General features: G+C 70.7%; 17 protein-coding genes and 1 tRNA gene. 16 read left to right on the forward strand and 2 right to left on the reverse strand.

Translation table 11 applies throughout. The features are described from left to right. Positions 1–517 precede the first annotated feature (517 nt). Complete coding sequence (locus tag VGO20_RS22235; protein ID WP_327504577.1) at positions 518–1147, forward strand: hypothetical protein; 630 nt, start codon at positions 518–520, stop codon at positions 1145–1147. Beyond that, positions 1144–1656, forward strand: coding sequence for a hypothetical protein (locus tag VGO20_RS22240; RefSeq protein ID WP_327504578.1), 513 nt, complete (start codon positions 1144–1146; stop codon positions 1654–1656). The genes VGO20_RS22235 and VGO20_RS22240 overlap by 4 nt, the downstream gene beginning before the upstream one ends. A 7-nt stretch (positions 1657–1663) precedes the next feature. Here the strand turns inward: VGO20_RS22240 and lipB are convergent, their stop codons facing one another. Further along, positions 1664–2308 (reverse strand): lipoyl(octanoyl) transferase LipB, encoded by a 645-nt coding sequence (lipB, locus tag VGO20_RS22245; protein ID WP_327504579.1) that lies wholly within the window; start codon positions 2306–2308, stop codon positions 1664–1666. A gap of 184 nt (positions 2309–2492) precedes the next feature. Between lipB and VGO20_RS22250 the strand changes: the two genes are divergently transcribed. The 8 genes from VGO20_RS22250 to VGO20_RS22285 all read left to right on the forward strand — a co-directional run bounded on the left by VGO20_RS22250 (position 2493) and on the right by VGO20_RS22285 (position 11782). Then, a tRNA-Leu gene (locus VGO20_RS22250) sits at positions 2493–2579 on the forward strand. Positions 2580–2733: 154 nt separating this feature from the next. Next, on the forward strand, positions 2734–5019 hold the full coding sequence (locus tag VGO20_RS22255; protein WP_327504580.1) for an NADP-dependent malic enzyme: 2286 nt from the start codon (positions 2734–2736) through the stop codon (positions 5017–5019). A 34-nt stretch (positions 5020–5053) separates the two neighbouring features. Beyond that, the gene (gene mgtE, locus VGO20_RS22260; RefSeq protein ID WP_327504582.1) at positions 5054–6508 is read left to right on the forward strand and encodes a magnesium transporter; all 1455 of its coding nucleotides are present in this window, start codon (positions 5054–5056) and stop codon (positions 6506–6508) included. A gap of 135 nt (positions 6509–6643) precedes the next feature. Next, a complete protein-coding gene (locus tag VGO20_RS22265; RefSeq protein ID WP_327504583.1) occupies positions 6644–7816 on the forward strand; it encodes an isovaleryl-CoA dehydrogenase in 1173 nt (390 codons plus the stop codon). Positions 7817–7908: 92 nt separating this feature from the next. After that, complete coding sequence (locus tag VGO20_RS22270) at positions 7909–8433, forward strand: hypothetical protein (RefSeq protein WP_327504584.1); 525 nt, start codon at positions 7909–7911, stop codon at positions 8431–8433. 134 nt (positions 8434–8567) lie between these two features. Continuing rightward, entirely contained in the window at positions 8568–9755 is a 1188-nt protein-coding gene (locus VGO20_RS22275; protein ID WP_414639878.1) for an acetyl-CoA C-acetyltransferase, read from the forward strand. A gap of 37 nt (positions 9756–9792) precedes the next feature. Further along, the gene (locus VGO20_RS22280; RefSeq protein ID WP_327504586.1) at positions 9793–10932 is read left to right on the forward strand and encodes an acyl-CoA dehydrogenase family protein; all 1140 of its coding nucleotides are present in this window, start codon (positions 9793–9795) and stop codon (positions 10930–10932) included. 136 nt (positions 10933–11068) lie between these two features. Beyond that, the gene (locus tag VGO20_RS22285; protein ID WP_327504587.1) at positions 11069–11782 is read left to right on the forward strand and encodes a response regulator; all 714 of its coding nucleotides are present in this window, start codon (positions 11069–11071) and stop codon (positions 11780–11782) included. On the opposite strand, the gene VGO20_RS22290 is transcribed toward VGO20_RS22285, so the two are convergent. Then, the gene (locus VGO20_RS22290) at positions 11769–12680 is read right to left on the reverse strand and encodes an NUDIX hydrolase (RefSeq protein WP_327504588.1); all 912 of its coding nucleotides are present in this window, start codon (positions 12678–12680) and stop codon (positions 11769–11771) included. The two genes, VGO20_RS22285 and VGO20_RS22290, sit on opposite strands and share 14 nt — an antisense overlap. Positions 12681–12824: 144 nt before the next feature. Between VGO20_RS22290 and VGO20_RS22295 the strand changes: the two genes are divergently transcribed. The 6 genes from VGO20_RS22295 (at position 12825) to VGO20_RS22320 (ending at position 19177) form a co-directional block, all read left to right on the forward strand. Then, entirely contained in the window at positions 12825–14432 is a 1608-nt protein-coding gene (locus VGO20_RS22295; RefSeq protein WP_327504589.1) for a carboxyl transferase domain-containing protein, read from the forward strand. A 36-nt stretch (positions 14433–14468) separates the two neighbouring features. After that, positions 14469–15275 carry an enoyl-CoA hydratase/isomerase family protein gene (locus tag VGO20_RS22300; RefSeq protein WP_327504590.1) on the forward strand — a complete coding sequence of 269 codons (807 nt, stop codon included), beginning with the start codon at positions 14469–14471 and terminating at the stop codon, positions 15273–15275. A 31-nt stretch (positions 15276–15306) separates the two neighbouring features. After that, on the forward strand, positions 15307–17313 hold the full coding sequence (locus VGO20_RS22305) for an acetyl/propionyl/methylcrotonyl-CoA carboxylase subunit alpha (RefSeq protein WP_327504593.1): 2007 nt from the start codon (positions 15307–15309) through the stop codon (positions 17311–17313). Then, on the forward strand, positions 17313–18218 hold the full coding sequence (locus VGO20_RS22310) for a hydroxymethylglutaryl-CoA lyase (RefSeq protein ID WP_327504594.1): 906 nt from the start codon (positions 17313–17315) through the stop codon (positions 18216–18218). The genes VGO20_RS22305 and VGO20_RS22310 overlap by 1 nt, the downstream gene beginning before the upstream one ends. 113 nt (positions 18219–18331) lie before the next feature. After that, entirely contained in the window at positions 18332–18670 is a 339-nt protein-coding gene (locus tag VGO20_RS22315; RefSeq protein ID WP_327504591.1) for an acyl carrier protein, read from the forward strand. A 72-nt stretch (positions 18671–18742) separates the two neighbouring features. Then, positions 18743–19177 (forward strand): DUF1489 family protein, encoded by a 435-nt coding sequence (locus VGO20_RS22320; protein WP_327504592.1) that lies wholly within the window; start codon positions 18743–18745, stop codon positions 19175–19177. Positions 19178–19444: the final 267 nt, after the last annotated feature.

Below are 19444 nucleotides of genomic sequence, written 5' to 3' on the forward strand. Positions count from 1 at the left end.
GGATCTCCTCGAATTTCATCTCCTGTAGTCCCTGCAGCACCTCCGTCCGCCTCATCTCCGCCCCCATAACCAAGCTGGAGCGATTCTAAGATCGGACAGATCACTTGCTACATACCCCGGACACATGACGTGTTACCGACACTCTGAAACCGGCCCACTTGCGCGATGGTGAGTGTGAACGTATGTTTTAGAGAGGAAACCGGGCGGGCGGCTACCCACCCGGTCTCCTTCATCTCAGGATCGAAAGTTCGACGGTGACGCCGAACAGCCGGAACCGGAGGTGAAGGAAGAAGGTCTTTTCGTCCATGGTTGTGGACCTTTCTTCCAGTGGCGGAGGGGGAGGCCCGTCCTCCCCCCTGACCACCCTCGCACCCCGACATGCGATCGGATGCGGTACAATTGCATTCGATCTGGAGCTCTCGGCCTCTTTTTGTGGCTGGACAACGCGGATGCGCGGCCGGATTCTGTCTTGCCGGGAGTGCGTCGGCGTTACGGAGGCCCGGGTGGATTGAGCCAGTTGACGATACCCCTGGCGGCGATGACGGTGCTGGCCGCCCTCGGCCTTTTCGGCGTGCTGGTGCTGAACGTGCTGCGCGCGATGTGGCTGCGCAACGCCATCGACAAGACGGCCGCGCGGCGCGACGACGAGGCTGCGGCCTTGGGCGTGCTGCGTCGGGAGTTCGCGCAGGCCCAGGCGGACGTCGCCCAGCGCCGGCTCCACCGCCAGAACCAGCTCAACCGGGTCGAAGAGGTGAAGCAGAAGCTCGACCGCGCCAAGCGCGACCGCGTCGAGTTCGTCCACGAGATCGGCGAGCCGGGGCGCGGGCTGCGCCCGTTCCGCGCCGACCTGTCCCTCGCGCCGGGCTTCGCCGAGGAGAAGCCGGAGGAGGTTCCCTTCAACCGCGACGTCTGGAAGCACCGCAACGTCGCCGACATCTGGGCGTCGTCGGCCCAGGCGGCAGCCGAGCAGGCTTCGCGCGCCTTCCCGGCGACGTCCGGCGTGGTGGTCGCGGGGATCGTCGCCGCAGGCGACGTGGTTGCGGGGACCGCTGCCGCAGGCGACGCCGCTGCCGTAGGCGACGCCGCTGCCGTAGGCGACGCCGCCGCCGCGGGCGACGGGGTGCCGGTGCAGGAGACGGCGCCGTGATGCCGTTCCTGTTCACTCTCGCCATCGTCTGCCTGATGCTCGCGGCCAGCGCCGCGTTCCACCGGGGCGAGACGCGATCCGCAGGCCTGAGGACGATGCTCGCCAGCCTGGAGAACGAGCGTGCGCTCGTGGCCCGCAAGGCCGACGAGTTGGGCACCGGCGTCGCCGCGCAGCAGGCGACCGCGCTTCGCCTGGACGAGGAGGCCGGCCGCCTCCGGCTGGAGGCTGACGAGCTGGATGCCGCGCTGCAGCGCCTGGTTGCCCAGCCCCGCGACCGGATATTCCTGGCCGACCGCACGCCCGGCCGGGCGCGCCGGCTCTGGGAGGCGGTGGTGATGCACGATGCCAATGCCCGCAGCCCCGCGCCCGGCTTCGCGCGGAGCTGGTCGGCCGGGCGGCGCTATCTGCTCACCGCCAACAACGAGAAGGACGCCCGGACCAGGGCCGACATCCGTTTTCCCGCCACCGGCGGCTTCCGCGTAATCGGGCTGAAGCCGACCACGCTCTGAGGCGTCCTTACCGGCCGAACACGTCGGCCCAGGTGTCGGCGAGGACCGAATCGACTTCCGGCATGGTGACCAGGTGGCCGAGCGCGTGCAGGCTGGTCACGCCGTGCTCGCTGATGCCGCAGGGGACGATCCCGCCGAAATGCGACAGGTCGGGGTCGACGTTGAGCGACATCCCGTGGAACGTGACCCAGCGCCGGACGCGCACGCCGATGGCGCCGATCTTGTTCTCCCGGCCGGGCTGGCCATAGGGCGCCATGTCGACCCAGATGCCGACGCGGCCGTCGCGCCGCTCGCCCCTGACGTTGAAGTGGGCGAGCGTCCGGATCATCCACTCCTCCAGGCCGCGCACGAAGGCGCGGACGTCCGGGCCGCGGCGCTTCAGGTCGAGCATCACATAGCCGACCCGCTGCCCGGGGCCGTGATAGGTGTACTGGCCGCCCCGGCCGGCGTCGTAGACCGGGAAGCGCGACGGGTCGATCAGGTCGGACGGCTGGGCGCTGGTGCCCGCGGTGTAGAGCGGCGGGTGCTCCAGCAGCCACACGGTTTCCGGCGCGGTGCCGGCGCGGATCGCATCGACGCGCCGGTCCATCTCGGCGAGCGCCTCGGGGTAGGGCACCGGCGCGTCGGAGATGCGCCACTCGATCTTGCTCATGGGGCGGGTCTCAGGGGATCGGTCTCAGGGGGTGGATCTCAGGGGGGCGTTCATGGGCCCGGGCCGGCTTTTTGACGGTGGGGCCCGATCCGGCGCGTTTCCGTGCTTGATCGGGCTCGGGGGATTTGGTATCCACCGCGGGCATTCGGCGCAAGCCCGCAAGGGGCCGGATGGACGTGGAAATGCGGTCGTGGCGGAATTGGTAGACGCGCAGCGTTGAGGTCGCTGTGGCCGAAAGGCCGTGGAAGTTCGAGTCTTCTCGACCGCACCAACGAAAAGCCCCGCCGGAGGAAACTCCGGCGGGGCTTTTCGTTTGTTCCTTCGCAGACGCGCGCTGGACAAGGCGGGAGCGCGTCAGTATCCCTGCGCTGCGGGGAAGGGGCCGGGCCCCGCCGATCTGACCGGCGCATCGCGGAAGAGTTCACATGGCCGACAATCTCAAGGACGCGGCGCTCGACTACCACCGCTATCCCAGCCCGGGGAAGATCGCGGTCCAGCCGACCAAGCCGCTCGCGACGCAGCGCGACCTGGCGCTGGCGTATTCGCCCGGCGTGGCCGCCGCCTGCGACGCGATCGTCGCCGATCCCCAGGAAGCGTCGCGCGTCACCGCCCGCGGCAACCTCGTCGCGGTCGTCACGAACGGCACCGCCGTGCTCGGCCTGGGCGCGATCGGGCCGCTCGCGGCGAAGCCGGTGATGGAGGGCAAGGGCGTCCTGTTCAAGAAGTTCGCCGGCATCGACGTCTTCGACATCGAGATCGACGAGACCGACCCCGACCGCCTGGTCGACGTCGTCGCGGCGCTCGAGCCGACCTTCGGCGGCATCAACCTCGAGGACATCAAGGCGCCGGAGTGCTTCTACATCGAGGAGAAGCTGCGCGAGCGCATGCGCATCCCCGTCTTCCACGACGACCAGCACGGCACGGCGATCATCGTCGGCGCCGCCGTCACCAACGCGCTGCGGCTGACCGGCAAGCGGATCGACGAGGTGCGCCTCGTGACCTCGGGGGCCGGGGCCGCGGCGCTCGCCTGCCTCGACCTGCTTGTGGACCTCGGCATGCCGGTCGGCAACATCACCGTGACCGACATCGCCGGCGTGGTCTACGAGGGCCGTAACGAACTGATGGACCCCCGTAAGGAGCGCTACGCCAGGCGCACCGAGGCGCGGACGCTGGCCGAGGTGATCGGCGGCGCCGACATCTTCCTCGGGCTGTCCGCGCCGCGCGTGCTCAAGCCCGAGATGGTCGAGCGGATGGCGTCGCGGCCGGTGATCCTGGCGCTCGCCAACCCGGTGCCCGAGATCATGCCGGAGGAGGTGAGGGCGGTGCGCCCGGACGCGATCATGGCGACGGGGCGCTCGGACTACCCGAACCAGGTCAACAACGTCCTGTGCTTCCCCTTCATCTTCCGCGGCGCGCTCGACGTCGGCGCGACCGCCATCAACGAGGCGATGAAGATCGCGGCGGTCAAGGCGATCGCCGGGCTGGCGCTGGCCGAGCCGAGCGATATCGTCGCCACCGCCTATGGCGAGCAGCAGGCGAGCTTCGGGCCCGAGTACCTGATCCCCAAGCCGTTCGACCCGCGCCTCATCCTCGAGATCGCGCCCGCCGTGGCCAAGGCGGCCATGGACAGCGGCGTGGCGACGCGGCCGATCGGGAACTTCCCGGCCTACCGCGACAAGCTCAACGAGTTCGTCTTCCGCTCGGGCCTGGTGATGCGGCCGGTCTTCGCTCGGGCGAAGCAGGACCCGAGGCGCATCGCCTATGCCGAGGGCGAGGAGGAGCGGGTGCTGCGCGCGGTCCAGGTGGTGGTCGACGACGGGCTTGCCCGGCCGATCCTGATCGGCCGGCGCGAGGTCGTCGCGCGCCGGGCCGAGCGGCTCGGCCTGCGCATCCGCCAAGGCGACCATTACGACCTCGTCGATCCCGAGGACGACCCGCGCTACCACGACTATTGGACGCTGTACCACCGCCTGATGGAGCGGCGCGGGGTCTCCCCCGACGCGGCGCGCACGATCCTGCGCACCAACACCACCGTGATCGGCTCGCTGATGGTCCGGCGCGGCGAGGCGGATGCCGTCGTGTGCGGCACGATCGGGCGCTACACCGCCCATCTCGACGACGTGCTCGACGTGCTGGAGCTGAAGCCCGGCGTGCGGATGCCGGCGGCGCTCAGCGCGCTGATCCTGCCCAAGGGCACGTATTTCCTGTGCGACACCTACGTCTCGCCCGATCCCGGCCCGGACGAGATCGCGGAGATGACGCTCCAGGCGGCCGAGGAGGTCCGGCGCTTCGGCATCGTGCCGAAGGTCGCGCTGGTCTCCCACAGCAGCTTCGGCAGCCACGACGACCCGGACGCGCGGAAGATGCGCCTCGCGCTGGCCGAGATCCTGCGCCGCGCGCCCGACCTGGAGGTCGAGGGCGAGATGCACGCGGACGCCGCCCTGTCCGAGGAGATCCGCGACCGGATCTTCCCGAACTCGCGCCTCAGGGGGGCGGCGAACCTGCTGATCATGCCGACGCTGGACGCGGCCAACATCGCCTTCAACCTGCTGAAGGTCCTGGGCGAGGGCCTCTCGATCGGGCCGATCCTGCTGGGCTGCGCGAAGCCCGCCCACATCCTGACCCCCTCGGTCTCGGTCAGGGGCATCGTGAACGTCTCGGCGCTCGCGACCGTGGACGCGCAGATGCAGGCGGCGGAGAGCGGCGGATGATCCGGGCGGTGCCGGCGGCACGGGGCGTGGCCCGATGACCGGCGGGCCTCCCGAGGACGTCCGGGACCAGGATGCGCTGCGCGATCCGCCGGCGCGGCCCCTCGGCCCGGCGGACGGACGGTCCGAGGACGAGGCGGGCGAGCGCGACTACGCGCCGCTGCCCGACCTCGTCCAGCAGGTCCGGGAATGGCTGGACCAGAATCGGCTGGACCTGATCGAGACGCTGACCTCGGACCTGCACTCGGCCGACCTGGCCGACCTGCTGGAGCAGGTCGGCGCCGAGGAGCGCCGGCTGCTGCTGCAGGTCCTCCGCCCGAACCTCGATCCCGAGCTGTTCGCCCATCTCGACAGCTCGATCCGCGAGGAACTGGTCGAGATCATGGAGCCGCGGGAGATCGCGGCCGCCGTCGCCGAGATGGAGAGCGACGACGCGATCGACCTGATCGAGGACCTGGACGAGGAGCGGCGGGCCGAGATCCTGGCGGCGCTGCCGGCCGAGGCGCGCGCCCAGGTCGAGGAGGGGCTGACCTACCCCGAATACAGCGCCGGCCGGCTGATGCAGCGCGACCTCGTCGCCGTGCCCCAGTTCTGGACCGTCGGCAAGGTGCTGGACTTCCTGCGCGCGTCCGGCGACGACCTGCCGGAGGAGTTCTACGACATCTTCATCGTCGATCCGATGCACCGGATCGTCGGCAGCGTGCCGATCTCGCGCGTGATGCGCTCCAAGCGCGCGGTCAAGGTCCAGGACATCGCGATCGAGGACATCCACAAGATCCCCGCCACCATGGACCAGGAGGAGGTCGCCTTCCTGTTCCGCCAGTACGGCCTCGTCTCGGCGCCGGTGGTCGATGCGGCGGGCCGCCTGATCGGCGTGGTGATGGTCGACGACGTCGTCGACGTGATCGACGAGGAGGCGGAGGACGACCTGCTCAAGCTGGGCGGCGTCGCCGACACCGACATCTATCGTGCCGTCCTCGACACGACCAAGGCCAGGTTCTCCTGGCTCGCGATCAACATGGTGACGGCGTTCCTCGCCGCGTCGGTGATCGGCCTGTTCGAGGCGACGATCGAGCGGATCGTGGCGCTGGCCGTGCTGCTGCCGGTCGTGGCCGGCATGGGCGGCAACGCCGGTACGCAGACCCTCACCGTGGCGGTGCGCGCGATCGCGACGCGCGAGCTGTCGGACGCCAACGCGCTGCGCTTCGTCGGCAAGGAGGCGCTGGTCGGCGCCATCAACGGCTCGACCTTCGCCCTGCTGGTGGGCGCGGCCGCGGGCCTGTGGTTCCGCGACCCCATGATCGGGGTCGTGATCGGCTGCGCCATGGTCGTGAACCTGTTCGTCGCCGGGCTCGCCGGCACGCTGATCCCGCTCGGCCTCACGAAGCTGCGCATCGATCCGGCGGTCGCGAGCAGCGTGTTCCTGACGACGGTCACCGACGTGGTCGGCTTCTTCGCGTTCCTGGGACTGGCGGCGCTGATCCTGCTGTGAGTCTCGGCCGGGCGGAAGGGGCTGGTTAAATACGGTTGCGTACGGTAGGTATACCGCAGCATCGCCCTACGCGCGCCCCGCCGGGCGGCAGAGTGCGCAAGCAGCGTGCGCAAGACGCTCAGGAGGAACGGTCCCATGGCATCCAACAGCCTTCCCGCCTTCAATTTCGACCTCGGGGAAACCGCGGACATGCTGCGGGCCCAGGTGGAGAACTTCGCCGCGGACGAGATCGCGCCGCGCGCCGCCGACATCGACCGGAGCAACGAGTTCCCGGCCGACCTGTGGCGCAAGCTCGGCGACCTGGGCCTGCTCGGCATCACGGTGGAGGAGGAGCTCGGCGGCGCCGGAATGGGCTATCTCGAGCACGTCGTCGCGATGGAGGAGATCAGCCGGGCCTCCGCCTCGGTCGGCCTCAGCTACGGCGCGCATTCCAACCTCTGCGTCAACCAGATCCGGCGCAACGGCAGCGAGGAGCAGAAGCGGCGCTACCTGCCGAAGCTGATCTCCGGCGAGCATGTGGGCGCGCTCGCCATGTCCGAGCCCGGCGCGGGATCGGACGTCGTCTCGATGCGCACGCGCGCCGACCGGAAGGGCGACCGCTACGTCCTGAACGGTAGCAAGATGTGGATCACCAACGGTCCCGACGCCGACGTCGCGGTGGTCTACGCCAAGACGGAGCCCGACGCCGGCCCGCGCGGCATCACCGCCTTCCTGGTCGAGAAGGGGTTCAAGGGGTTCTCGACCGCCCAGAAGCTCGACAAGCTCGGCATGCGCGGCTCCAACACCGGCGAGCTGGTGTTCCAGGACTGCGAGGTGCCCGAGGAAAACGTGCTGGGCCGGCTCAACGAGGGCGTGCGGGTCCTGATGTCGGGCCTGGACTACGAGCGCGCGGTGCTCGCCGGCGGGCCGCTCGGGATCATGCAGGCCTGCATGGACGTCGTCGTCCCCTACGTCCACGAGCGCAAGCAGTTCGGCAAGCCGATCGGCGAGTTCCAGCTGATGCAGGGCAAGCTGGCGGACATGTACGTCACGATGAACGCGTGCCGGGCCTACGTGTACGCCGTCGCCAAGTCGATCGACCGCGGTGAGGTGACCCGCAAGGACGCGGCCGGCGCGATCCTGTTCGCCGCCGAGAAGGCGACCTGGATGGCGCTGGAGGCGATCCAGTGCCTGGGCGGCAACGGCTACATCAACGAATACCCGACCGGGCGGCTGCTGCGCGACGCCAAGCTTTACGAGATCGGCGCCGGCACCAGCGAGATCCGGCGCATGCTGATCGGCCGGGAGCTGTTCAACGAGTCCGTCTGATTGCGGCATTTACGTAAAATATTCCTTAACCAGTGCCGCCTACATGGTTCTCCGTAAGGGAAACGGTGATCGCCGGTACGCGAAGGGGTGGCATGGTCGGGAGTAGGAACCGTCTCGGACGGCGCGGAGGATGGCGGGCCGCCCTGGTGCTGGGCCTCCTCCTCGCAGGCCTCGCGCAGGCCGGCCCGGCCGAGGCCCAGATCTTCAACTTCGGCGGATCGTCCAGCCAGTCGCCGGCCCCGGCGCCCGCGCCGGGCGGCGACTTCGTGCCGCCGGACGTGCTGACGGTCCCGCAGCTGCCGATGCCGCCCAACGTCAACTTCGTGATCGACGACACGGTGATCGTCGGCAACGACGACGACTGGACCGGCCAGGTGATCCTCTCGGCGCCCTATTCGGTGGTCCAGATGACCCAGTTCTTCCGTGCGGAGATGCCGCCCATGGGCTGGACCGAGACGGCGATCGTCCGGGCGCGCCGGACGTCGATCTCCTTCGTGCGCGACCAGCGCGTCGCGACGGTCCGCATCACCCAGCAGCGCGACGACGCCAAGCGGACGGAGGTCGACATCGTCGTGTCCCCGAGCCTCGCGCGCTTCTCGGCGCCGGCGAATCGGTAGCGCAACAACTGGAACCCCTTTTTGGAGGGATGGACAAACCCCAGGTTTTTCTTTCTTATCCTGCCCGGTGTTTCCGGCCGTCCGGCGGTGGCCCGAGTAGGGCCCGGCCCGGCCGCTTGCGAAGGAGGAACGTGATGTCCAGCGATCCGATCGTCATCGTCGGGGCCGCGCGCACGCCCATGGGGGGCTTCCAGGGGGATCTCGCTGCCGTCACGGCCCCGGAACTGGGGGCGACGGCGGTGAAGGCCGCCATCGAGCGCGCCGGCATCCGTCCCGATGACGTCCAGGAGGTCGTCATGGGCTGCGTGCTGCCGGCCGGCCAGGGCCAGGCGCCCGCCCGCCAGGCCTCGCTGGCCGCCGGCATCCCGCAGTCGACGGGCTGCACCACCGTGAACAAGATGTGCGGCTCGGGCATGAAGGCCGCGATGTTCGCCCACGACCTGCTGCTGGCGGGATCGAACGAGGTGATGGTCGCCGGCGGCATGGAGAGCATGACGAACGCGCCCTACCTGCTCGACCGGGCCCGCGGCGGCTACCGGATGGGGCACGGCCGCGTCCTCGACCACATGTTCCTGGACGGGCTGGAGGACGCCTACGACAAGGGCCGCCTGATGGGCACCTTCGCGGAGGACACGGCCCAGCACTACCAGTTCACCCGCGAGGCGCAGGACGCCTATGCGATCACGTCGCTGACGCGGGCCAGGAAGGCGATCGAGGACGGAACCTTCGACCGGGAGGTGGTCCCGGTTTCCGTTCGCGGCCGCAAGGGCGAGGTGCTGGTGTCCAGGGACGAGCAGCCGGTCAAGGCCGCGCCCGAGAAGATCCCGACCCTGAAGCCGGCGTTCCGTCCCGACGGCACGGTGACGGCGGCGAATTCCAGCTCGATCTCCGACGGGGCCGCGGCCCTGGTGATGATGCGCCTGTCCGAGGCCGAGCGCCGCGGCCTGACGCCGCTGGCCGCGATCCGCGCCCATGCGGGCCATGCCCAGGCTCCGGCCTGGTTCACGACGGCCCCGGTCGAGGCGATGCGCAACGTCCTCGCCAGGGCCGGCTGGTCGGGCGCCGAGGTCGACCTGTTCGAGGTCAACGAGGCCTTCGCCGTCGTCGCGATGGCGGCGATGCGCGAGCTCGACCTGCCGCACGACAAGGTGAACGTCCATGGCGGCGCCTGTGCGCTCGGCCACCCGATCGGCGCGTCGGGGGCCCGCATCCTGGTGACGCTGCTGAACGCCCTGGAGAAATACGACCTGAAGCGCGGCGTCGCGTCGCTGTGCATCGGCGGGGGCGAGGCGACGGCCGTCGCCGTCGAGCGGATCCACTGACCGCGCGGACGACCCGGGCCTGCGTCACGGAGGGAAGATGCTGATCACCGAAACCCAGCAGATGGTCCGCGACATGGCGCGGCAGTTCGCGCAGGAGCGCCTCGCCCCGACCGCGGCCGAGCGCGACCGGACGGGCAGCTTCCCGGCCGCGGAGCTGCGCGAGATGGGCGAGCTCGGCCTCCTCGGCATGGTCGTCCCGGAGGAATGGGGCGGCTCGGGCACCGATGCCGTCTCCTACGCGCTGGCGATCGAGGAGATCGCGGCCGGGGACGGCGCGGTCTCGACGATCATGAGCGTCCACAACTCCGTCGGCTGCGCCCCGGTGCTGAAGTTCGGCACGGACGAGCAGCGCGAACGCTATCTGCGCCGCCTCGCCGGCGGCGAGATGATCGCGGCGTTCTGCCTGACCGAGCCGCAGGCCGGATCGGACGCCTCGGCCCTGCGCACGCGCGCGCGCCGCGACGGCGACCACTACGTCCTCGACGGCACGAAGCAGTTCATCACCAGCGGCTCGACCGCGGGGGTCGCGGTCGTCTTCGCGGTGACCGACCCGGGCGCCGGCAAGAAGGGCATCACGGCCTTCCTGGTGCCGACGGATACGCCCGGCTACCAGGTCGCCCGCATCGAGGACAAGCTCGGCCAGCGCTGCTCCGACACGGCCCAGATCGTGTTCGAAGGCTGCCGCGTGCCGGCCTCGCTCCGGCTCGGCGAGGAGGGGCAGGGCTACCGGATCGCGCTCGCCAACCTGGAGGGCGGGCGCATCGGCATCGCCGCCCAGTCGGTCGGGATGGCGCGCTCGGCCTACGAGCATGCGCTCCGCTACGCGCGGGAGCGGACCAGCATGGGCAGCCCGATCATCCAGCACCAGGCGGTGGCGTTCCGGCTGGCCGACATGGCGACCCGGATCGAGGCGGCGCACCAGCTCGTCCTGCATGCCGCGGCACTGCGCGACGCCGGCGTCCCCTGCCTGAAGGAGGCGGCGATGGCCAAGCTCTACGCCTCCGAGATGGCCGAGAAGGTCTGTTCCGACGCGATCCAGATCCACGGCGGATACGGCTACCTGGAGGATTTCCCGGTCGAGCGGATCTATCGCGACGTGCGGGTCTGCCAGATCTACGAAGGGACCAGCGACATCCAGCGCCTCGTCATCTCCCGGCAGATCGCGGCGGAAGGGTGAAACGCAACACCAGCGAATTGCCGAGCTGTAATTGTTGCGCCGTTCCGGACGCTGCATTATCCCTATGCGGGTATGAAATTGGGGGAAATGCACGCTCGGCCGGTATTCCGGTGCTTGCGGCAGGGACGGGCCCAAGGTGACGCATATTCTGGCGGTCGACGACGACGACGACGTGCGCGAGCTTCTCGCGGAGTATCTCGGGCACGAGGGTTTCCGTGTCACCCTGGCGCCGACCGGCGCGGCCATGACCGAAGCCCTGGAGGCCGAACCGGTCGACCTCGTGCTGCTCGACCTGCGGCTGCCGGACGGCGACGGGCTGTCGCTGATACGCCAGCTTCGCACGGAGTCCCGCCTGCCGGTCATCATCCTGTCCGGCCGGGTCGAGGACGTCGACCGCATCGTCGGCCTCGAGCTCGGCGCCGACGACTACCTGACCAAGCCGTTCAACCCGCGCGAACTGCTGGCGCGGATCAAGGCGGTCCTGCGGCGGACGGGCGACCCCGCGCGCGAACGGCCGGCCGAGAACCTGCGCGCGGTCGTGACCTTCGCCGGCTGGCAGTTCGACCTGACGACGCAGCGCCTGCGCTCCCCGGAAGGGCGCGACGTCGAGCTGACCAAGGCGGAATGCGCCCTGCTGGCGGCGTTCGTGAAGAGGCCACAGCGCGTGCTCTCGCGCGAGCAGCTCCTGGAGCTGACGCGCGCGGACGGTACCGACGTGTTCGACCGCAGCATCGACGTGCTGATCCTGCGTCTGCGCCGCAAGATCGAGGCGAACCCCAAGGACCCCCAGATCATCCGCACCGAGCGCGGCACGGGTTACGTGTTCGACACGAAGGTCAAGATGGTCTGAGCAGGGCGAGGCCGGCGAGCAGGGACGGCGCCGCCTCGTCGCCGAGCCGGTCCAGCAGGGCGTCGCGGTCGTCGAGCGGCAGGAACAGCAGCTCGGAATGCTCCGCGGCGTCGGGTGCGTGCTCCAGCGCGCGCAGCACGGCCTGCCGATCGACCGGCAGGCGGACCGCGAACAGCATCTCAGGGGCTCCGCCGCGGGCCAGCTCGCGCGTCAGGCCGAGGAAGCGCACCGGCGTCGCGCGCAGCAGCCCGGCGTCGAGCCCCAGCTCCTCCGCCGCCTCGCGCAGCGGCCACAGCGCGGCCAGCGTCGGCGCGTCCTCGAAATCCTCCGGCGTCGCCATGCCGGCGGCACTCGGCCCCCAGGTTTCCGGCCAGACCGAGACGCCGCGCGAGCGGCGCTGCACGACCAGCAGCCCGTCGACCGTGACCAGGAGCAGCGCGAGCCCGACCGCGTCGGCGAGATGGGAGCGGCCCGGCTCCGGCAGTGCGCCGTCGGCATGCACGAGGTCGCGCAGGCTGGCCTCCCCCTCGCGCCGGTCCATCATCAGGTTGCTGCGCGCATAGTCGAAATAGCCCGCCTCCTGCCAGGCGAGGCTCCACCCGTCCGCGCCCGGGGCGACGCCGCACAGCCGCACGACCGGCCCGTCATGCAGGCGTCCGCCCGAGCCGCGGCGCAACGCCTCGAACCCGGCGGCCGACGCGCGCGCGATCGCGTCCGGCAGCGCGAAGCGGCCGGGCAGGCGCCGCACGGCGACGCGGGCGGGATCGACGCCGTTCCCGTCGAGGAGCAGCACGTGCCCGGTCTCGCGCGCCGCACCGCGATGCGCGACCTGCAGGTGGCGCCAGGCCTCGGCGCGATAGCGGGACGACCACTCCCGGCGGCTCCAATCCACGAACACGTCCATTTCCGCTCTACCCCTTAGAATACGCTTCCGAATGGAATCCTTCTTGCCGCCTCACGGGGGTGAGGGCATGTTACGCGCGCAGACCGCAATCATCCGGCCCCCCGAGAGGCCGGAGCCCGGGAGCGAGACGAGAAAGCCATGCCCGTTCTGAGATCCACCCTCGACACGCGCGGCCCGGCCTTCGCCGAGAACGCGGCCGCCATGCGCACGCTGGTCGAAGACCTGAGGGCGAGGGTCGCGGAAATCAAGCTCGGCGGCGGCGAGCGCGCGCGCCAGAAGCATCTCTCGCGCGGCAAGCTGCTGCCGCGCGACCGCGTGCGCGCCCTGCTGGACCCCGGCACCCCCTATCTCGAGCTGTCCCAGCTCGCGGCCTACGGCGTCTACGGCGATCCGATCCCGGCGGCCGGCATCCTGACCGGCATCGGCCGGGTCAGCGGCACCGAATGCGTCATCGTGGCCAACGACGCGACCGTGAAGGGCGGCACCTACTACCCGCTCACGGTCAAGAAGCACCTGCGCGCGCAGGAGATCGCCCAGCAGAACAACCTGCCCTGCATCTACCTCGTGGACAGCGGCGGGGCGAACCTACCCAACCAGGACGACGTCTTTCCCGACCGCGACCATTTCGGGCGCATCTTCTACAATCAGGCCAGCATGTCCGCGCGCGGCATCCCGCAGGTCGCCGTGGTAATGGGTTCGTGCACGGCCGGCGGCGCCTACGTCCCGGCGATGTCGGACGAGTCGATCATCGTCCGCAACCAGGGCACCATCTTCCTGGGCGGCCCGCCGCTGGTGAAGGCGGCCACGGGCGAGGTCGTCTCGGCCGAGGACCTCGGCGGCGCCGACGTCCACAGCCGCACCTCCGGCGTCACCGACCACTACGCGCTCGACGACGTCCATGCGCTCGCCATCGCCCGGCGCATCGTCGGCAACCTGAACCGCTCCAAGCGTCCGAGCGTGGCCCTGCGCGCGCCGGTCGACCCGCTCCACGACCCGGAGGAGCTGTACGGCGTCATACCGGCCGACCCGCGCAAGCCCTTCGACGTGCGCGAGGTGATCGCGCGCACCGTCGACGGCAGCGAGTTCGACGAGTTCAAGCAGCTCTACGGCACGACGCTGGTCTGCGGCTTCGCCCATATCTTCGGCTACCCCGTCGGCATCGTCGCGAACAACGGCATCCTGTTCTCGGAGTCGGCGCTGAAGGGCGCCCATTTCATCGAGCTGTGCAGCCAGCGCGGCATCCCGCTCGTGTTCCTGCAGAACATCACCGGCTTCATGGTCGGGCGCAAATACGAGAGCGGCGGCATCGCGAAGGACGGGGCGAAGATGGTGACCGCCGTCTCCTGCGCGAAGGTGCCGAAGTTCACCGTCATCATCGGCGGCAGCTTCGGGGCCGGGAACTACGGCATGTGCGGCCGGGCCTTCAACCCCCGCCTGCTGTGGATGTGGCCGAACGCGCGCATCTCCGTGATGGGCGGCGAGCAGGCGGCGAACGTGCTCGCCCAGGTCCGGCGCGACGGGATGGAGGCCCAGGGCAAGAGCTGGCCGGCCGAGGAGGAGGAGGCGTTCAAGGCGCCGATCCGGGCCCAGTACGAGACCCAGGGCCACCCCTACTATGCGAGCGCCAGGCTGTGGGACGACGGCATCATCGACCCGGCCGACACGCGCATGGTCCTGGGCCTTGGCCTGTCGGCGGCGTTCAACGCCCCGGCCGAGGAAACGAAGTTCGGCGTCTTCCGCATGTAGCGGATGCCGGTGCGAGCGGATCAGGGAGGACGAGGCATGCCGGGAACCGAGATACTCAGCACCGTCGGCGCGGACGGCGTGGCGACGGTCACGCTGAACCGGCCGGACGTCCACAACGCCTTCAACGACGCCGTGATCGCGGAGCTGACCGGCCTGCTGCGCCGGCTGGAGGCGGACGGCGCCGTGCGGGCGGTCGTGCTGCGGGCGAACGGGAAGAGCTTCTCCGCCGGTGCCGACCTCGGCTGGATGCAGCGGATGGCCGGCTATTCCCACGAGGAGAACGTCGCCGACGCGATGGCGCTGGCCGAGCTGATGCACGTGCTCGACCGGCTGGCCAAGCCGACCGTCGCCGCCGTCCAGGGGGCGGCGTTCGGCGGCGGGGTCGGGCTGGTCGCCTGCTGCGACATCGCGGTCGCGGCCGACACGGCCAGCTTCTCGCTCTCCGAGGTGAGGCTCGGGCTGATCCCGGCGGTGATCTCGCCCTATGTCGTAGCCGCGATCGGGGAGCGGGCGTCGCGGCGCTACTTCCTGACCGCCGAGCGGTTCGGCGCGGCGGAGGCGCACCGCATCGGCCTCGTCCACGAGGTCGTGCCGGCGCATGTGCTGGACGCCGCCGTCGCCAAGATGGCGGAGCGGCTCGCCGAGGGCGGGCCCTCGGCCCAGGCGGCGGCCAAGGACCTGATCTTCTCGGTGTGCCGGCGCCCGACCGACGAGGCGGTGCGCCGCGACACCGCGGAGCGGATCGCCGCCATCCGCGCGTCGCAAGAGGGGAGGGAGGGCCTCGCGGCCTTCCTGGAGAAGCGCGAGCCGGCCTGGCGCCGCGGGCGCGGGATCGGATCGTGATGAAGGACTGGAACGGGGTCGCGTGACGCAGATGTTCTCCAAGATTCTCATCGCCAACCGCGGCGAAATCGCCTGCCGGGTCATCCGCACCGCACGGCGCATGGGCATCCGCACGGTCGCGGTGTATTCCGAGGCCGACGCCGGGGCGCTGCACGTCGAGATGGCGGACGAGGCGTGGCTGATCGGGCCGGCGCCCGCGCGCGAGAGCTATCTGCGCGTCGACGCGATCCTGGACGCGGCGCGCCGGTCCGGCGCCGAGGCCGTCCATCCCGGATACGGCTTCCTGTCGGAGAACGCCGGCTTCGCGGAGGCCTGCGCGCAGGCCGGCATCACCTTCATCGGGCCGCCGCCCTCGGCGATCCGCGCCATGGGCGGCAAGTCCGAGGCGAAGGCGCTGATGGAGCCGGCGGGCGTGCCGCTCGTGCCGGGTTACCACGGCGCCGACCAGGACCCGGAGCTGCTGCGCGGCGAGGCCGAGCGCATCGGCTATCCGCTGCTGATCAAGGCGTCGGCCGGCGGCGGCGGCAAGGGCATGCGCGTCGTCGCCTCGGCGGCGGAGTTCGACGCCCAGCTCGCCGGGGCCAAGCGCGAGGCGGCCGGCGCGTTCGGCGACGAGCGCGTGCTGCTCGAGAAGTACCTGACCCGCCCGCGCCACGTCGAGATCCAGGTCTTCGCCGACGGCCACGGCGACTGCGTCTACCTGTTCGAGCGCGACTGCTCGATCCAGCGCCGCCACCAGAAGGTCGTCGAGGAGGCGCCGGCCCCCGACCTCGACCCGGACACGCGCCGACGCATGGGCGAGGCGGCGGTCGCCGCCGCCAAGGCGATCGGCTATGTCGGCGCCGGCACGGTCGAGTTCCTGCTCGACGAGGACGGCAGCTTCTACTTCATGGAGATGAACACCCGCCTCCAGGTCGAGCATCCGGTGACGGAGTTCATCACCGGGCAGGACCTGGTCGAGTGGCAGTTCCGGGTCGCGGCCGGCGGGCGGCTGCCGCTGTCCCAGGACGCGCTGTCGATCACCGGCCACGCGATCGAGGTCCGGCTCTACGCCGAGGACCCGATGCGCGACTTCCTGCCCCAGACCGGGCGGCTCGACCACCTTGCGTTCCCCGAGCCGGGGCCGCATGTGCGCATCGACGCCGGCGTGCGGACCGGCGACCAGATCTCCATCCATTACGACCCGATGATCGCCAAGCTGATCGTCTGGGACCGCGACCGGCCCGGCGCGGTGCGGCGCCTGCGCGCGGCTCTGGCCGAAACCCAGGTCGCGGGGCTGAACGCGAACGTCTCGTTCCTGGCGGCGGTCGCGGCCCATCCGGCCTTCATGGCGGCCGACCTCGATACCCGCTTCATCGAGCGGCACCAGGCCGACCTGCTCCCGTCGCCCGCGGCGGCGGACGACCGGACGCTGGCGCTCGCGGCGCTGGGCGTCCTGCTGGACCGCGCGGCGCGTGCCCGTGCGTCGGCGCAGGCTTCGGGCGATCCCCACAGCCCCTGGGCGCGGAGCGACGGCTGGCGCCTCAACGACGATGCGCACGACACCCTCGTCTTCAAGGACGGCGGCGCCGACCGGGCGGTCCATCTGACCTATCGGCGCGACGGCTACCATTTCCGCCTCGGGGACGGCGAGATCGTCGCGCGCGGCGAGCTTGCGGCCGACGGGGCGCTGGACGCCGACCTGGACGGCGTGCGCCTGCGGGCGACGGTGGTGCGGCGGGGCGGCGAGGTGACGGTGTTCCGCCACGGCGGCGTCCACCGGCTCACCCTGGTCGAGCCGCTGGCGGGGGCCGACGCGGCGGAAGCGCCCGGCGGCCGGCTCGCGGCGCCCATGCCCGGCCGCGTGATCGCGGTGCTGGTCGAGGCGGGCGCGGCGGTCGCGAAGGGCCAGCCCCTGATCGTGCTGGAGGCCATGAAGATGGAGCACACGATCAAGGCGCCGGCCGACGGGGTGGTCGAGACCGTGCGCTACGCCGTCGGCGACCAGGTCGAGGACGGCGCCGAGCTGATCGGGTTCAAGGCGGGGGAGGCCGAGTGATGGCTCTGCCGGAGCGGGTGAGGATCGTCGAGGTCGGGCCGCGCGACGGCCTGCAGAACGAAAAGGCGGTGGTGCCGGCCGCGACCAAGGTGGAGCTGGTCGACCGTCTCTCGGCCGCCGGGCTGCCGGCGGTGGAGGCCGGCGCCTTCGTCTCGCCGAAATGGGTCCCGCAGATGGCTGACACGGCCGAGGTGCTGGCGGCGATCGCGCGCCGCCCCGGTGTCTCCTACCCGGTGCTGGTCCCGAACGAGAAGGGCCTGGACGCCGCGATCGCGTCCGGGGTCGCGGAGGTCGCCGTGTTCGGCGCGGCGTCGGAAAGCTTCAGCCGCAAGAACATCAACTGCTCCATCGACGAGAGCATCGAGCGGTTCCGGCCGGTCGCGGCGCGGGCGCTGGAGCGCGGAATGAAGGTCCGCGGCTATGTGAGCTGCGTGCTCGGCTGCCCTTACGAGGGCGACGTCCCCGCGGCCAAGGTGGCGGAGGTGGCCGAACGCCTGCTGCAGCTCGGCTGCTACGAGGTGTCGCTCGGCGACACGATCGGCGTCGGCACGCCGATGCGCGCGCGCGCCATGATCGAGACGGTCGCGGCGCGGGTGCCGATCACGCGGCTGGCGGCGCATTATCACGACACCTACGGCCAGGCGCTCGCGAACATCCTCGCCAGCCTGGAGGCGGGTATCGCCGTCGTCGACAGCTCCGTCGCCGGCCTGGGCGGCTGCCCCTACGCCAAGGGGGCGACCGGCAACGTCGCGACCGAGGACGTGCTCTACATGCTGCACGGCATGGGGGTGGAGACGGGCGTCGACCTCGATGCCGTCGCCGCGACCGGGACCTGGATCTCGCGCAGCCTCGGGCGGGAGAACCTGTCCAAGGTCGGCCGCGCGCTGGAGGCCCGCACCGCCTGACGGCGGGTGCTTAACGGTCCCGCACCGCCTGAAGGCGGTGCTTAACGGCTTGGTCGTAAATTCGTGCGAATCATCGCCGACGCGCCCCTTGCGGGCGAGCCGGACGGACGGTGATGGCGCGGTCGACCGAGGACGTCACGAACTGGATGACCATGTTCCGCTGGATCGTGAAGCTGATCCGCGACGACTATGCCGTCGAGGAACGCATCCTGGTCCGGCACGCCGCCCTCGAGACCGATATCGGCCTCTCGATCGAACAGGTCGAGGAGGTCCTCGACCACATCTCCGCCAGCTTCGAGATCCGCTTCCCGCCGGGCACGCTCGACGAGGTGCTGAAGCTGGAGGAGCTCTGCATGCTCGCGAGCTGGATCAAGGGCCTCTACAAGCGGCCGGAGTTCATCTCGGACGGCTTCGAGGCGCGCTGCCGGTCCCTGAACCCGATCGCCGCCTGAGGCCGCGCCTGCGGGGGTGGACGTCACGGCCGGCCGTGACCATCTTCGCGTGACCGTAACCTCCTGCGAGCCATGCCTCTTCACCTGATCAAGCTTTGCGTCGGGATCGACGACGTCGACCAGCTGCGCGCGGCGCAGGAGCGCCGGGCCTATCGGCGCGACGGCCGCATGGTCGTCCCGGGCTTCACGCGCCGGTCGCCCCGGCGTCCCGACGAGGTCACCGACGGCGGGTCGATCTACTGGGTCATCAAGGGCAGCGTGCGCTGCCGCCAGCGCGTGCTCGACTTCGAGATGGTCCAGGAGGAGGAGGGCGGCACCTGGTGCCGCCTGATCCTCGATCCCGAGCTGGTCGAGGTGATGCCGCAGGCGAAGAAGCCGTTCCAGGGGTGGCGCTACCTCGCCGACGCGGACGCGCCGCGCGATCTGGCGGCAGGGCAGGGTGCGGGCCAGGGCGGGGATCTGCCGCCGCACCTCCTGGCCGAGCTGCGGGAACTGGGCCTGCTCTGAGGTCCGCCCGGGAGGTCCGCGGAAAAAGTTCCGGAGTTGAATTTTTTCGATGGACAGGCTCGGCGCAGGGGCCTATATACCGGCTCCCGACGCGCTGGACGGCAACGAACGGCGCGGCGGACCTCAAAAAAAAGCCCCCGACGACGGAAGCCGAGGCTTCGGCTCGCAGGGGTTTGCGGCTCCCGGTTCCGGGTTGGCTGCGGGATCTTTGACAGCGTGAACGAGATCGAGAAGGGATGCGCAGGCGGCGGCCTGGAGCGCGGGACC

Source organism: Arenibaculum sp., assembly GCF_035998295.1.
Taxonomy (GTDB): domain Bacteria; phylum Pseudomonadota; class Alphaproteobacteria; order Azospirillales; family Azospirillaceae; genus DASYHS01.

Bases quoted from the DNA above. Each gene is read 5' to 3' on its own strand.
- lipB (WP_327504579.1), bottom strand. From the start codon at position 2,308: ATGAGCAAGATCGAGTGGCGCATCTCCGACGCGCCGGTGCCCTACCCC.
- VGO20_RS22255 (WP_327504580.1), top strand. From the start codon at position 2,734: ATGGCCGACAATCTCAAGGACGCGGCGCTCGACTACCACCGCTATCCC.
- mgtE (WP_327504582.1), top strand. From the start codon at position 5,054: ATGACCGGCGGGCCTCCCGAGGACGTCCGGGACCAGGATGCGCTGCGC.
- VGO20_RS22265 (WP_327504583.1), top strand. From the start codon at position 6,644: ATGGCATCCAACAGCCTTCCCGCCTTCAATTTCGACCTCGGGGAAACC.
- VGO20_RS22270 (WP_327504584.1), top strand. From the start codon at position 7,909: ATGGTCGGGAGTAGGAACCGTCTCGGACGGCGCGGAGGATGGCGGGCC.
- VGO20_RS22275 (WP_414639878.1), top strand. From the start codon at position 8,568: ATGTCCAGCGATCCGATCGTCATCGTCGGGGCCGCGCGCACGCCCATG.
- VGO20_RS22280 (WP_327504586.1), top strand. From the start codon at position 9,793: ATGCTGATCACCGAAACCCAGCAGATGGTCCGCGACATGGCGCGGCAG.
- VGO20_RS22295 (WP_327504589.1), top strand. From the start codon at position 12,825: ATGCCCGTTCTGAGATCCACCCTCGACACGCGCGGCCCGGCCTTCGCC.
- VGO20_RS22300 (WP_327504590.1), top strand. From the start codon at position 14,469: ATGCCGGGAACCGAGATACTCAGCACCGTCGGCGCGGACGGCGTGGCG.
- VGO20_RS22305 (WP_327504593.1), top strand. From the start codon at position 15,307: ATGTTCTCCAAGATTCTCATCGCCAACCGCGGCGAAATCGCCTGCCGG.
- VGO20_RS22310 (WP_327504594.1), top strand. From the start codon at position 17,313: ATGGCTCTGCCGGAGCGGGTGAGGATCGTCGAGGTCGGGCCGCGCGAC.
- VGO20_RS22315 (WP_327504591.1), top strand. From the start codon at position 18,332: ATGGCGCGGTCGACCGAGGACGTCACGAACTGGATGACCATGTTCCGC.
- VGO20_RS22320 (WP_327504592.1), top strand. From the start codon at position 18,743: ATGCCTCTTCACCTGATCAAGCTTTGCGTCGGGATCGACGACGTCGAC.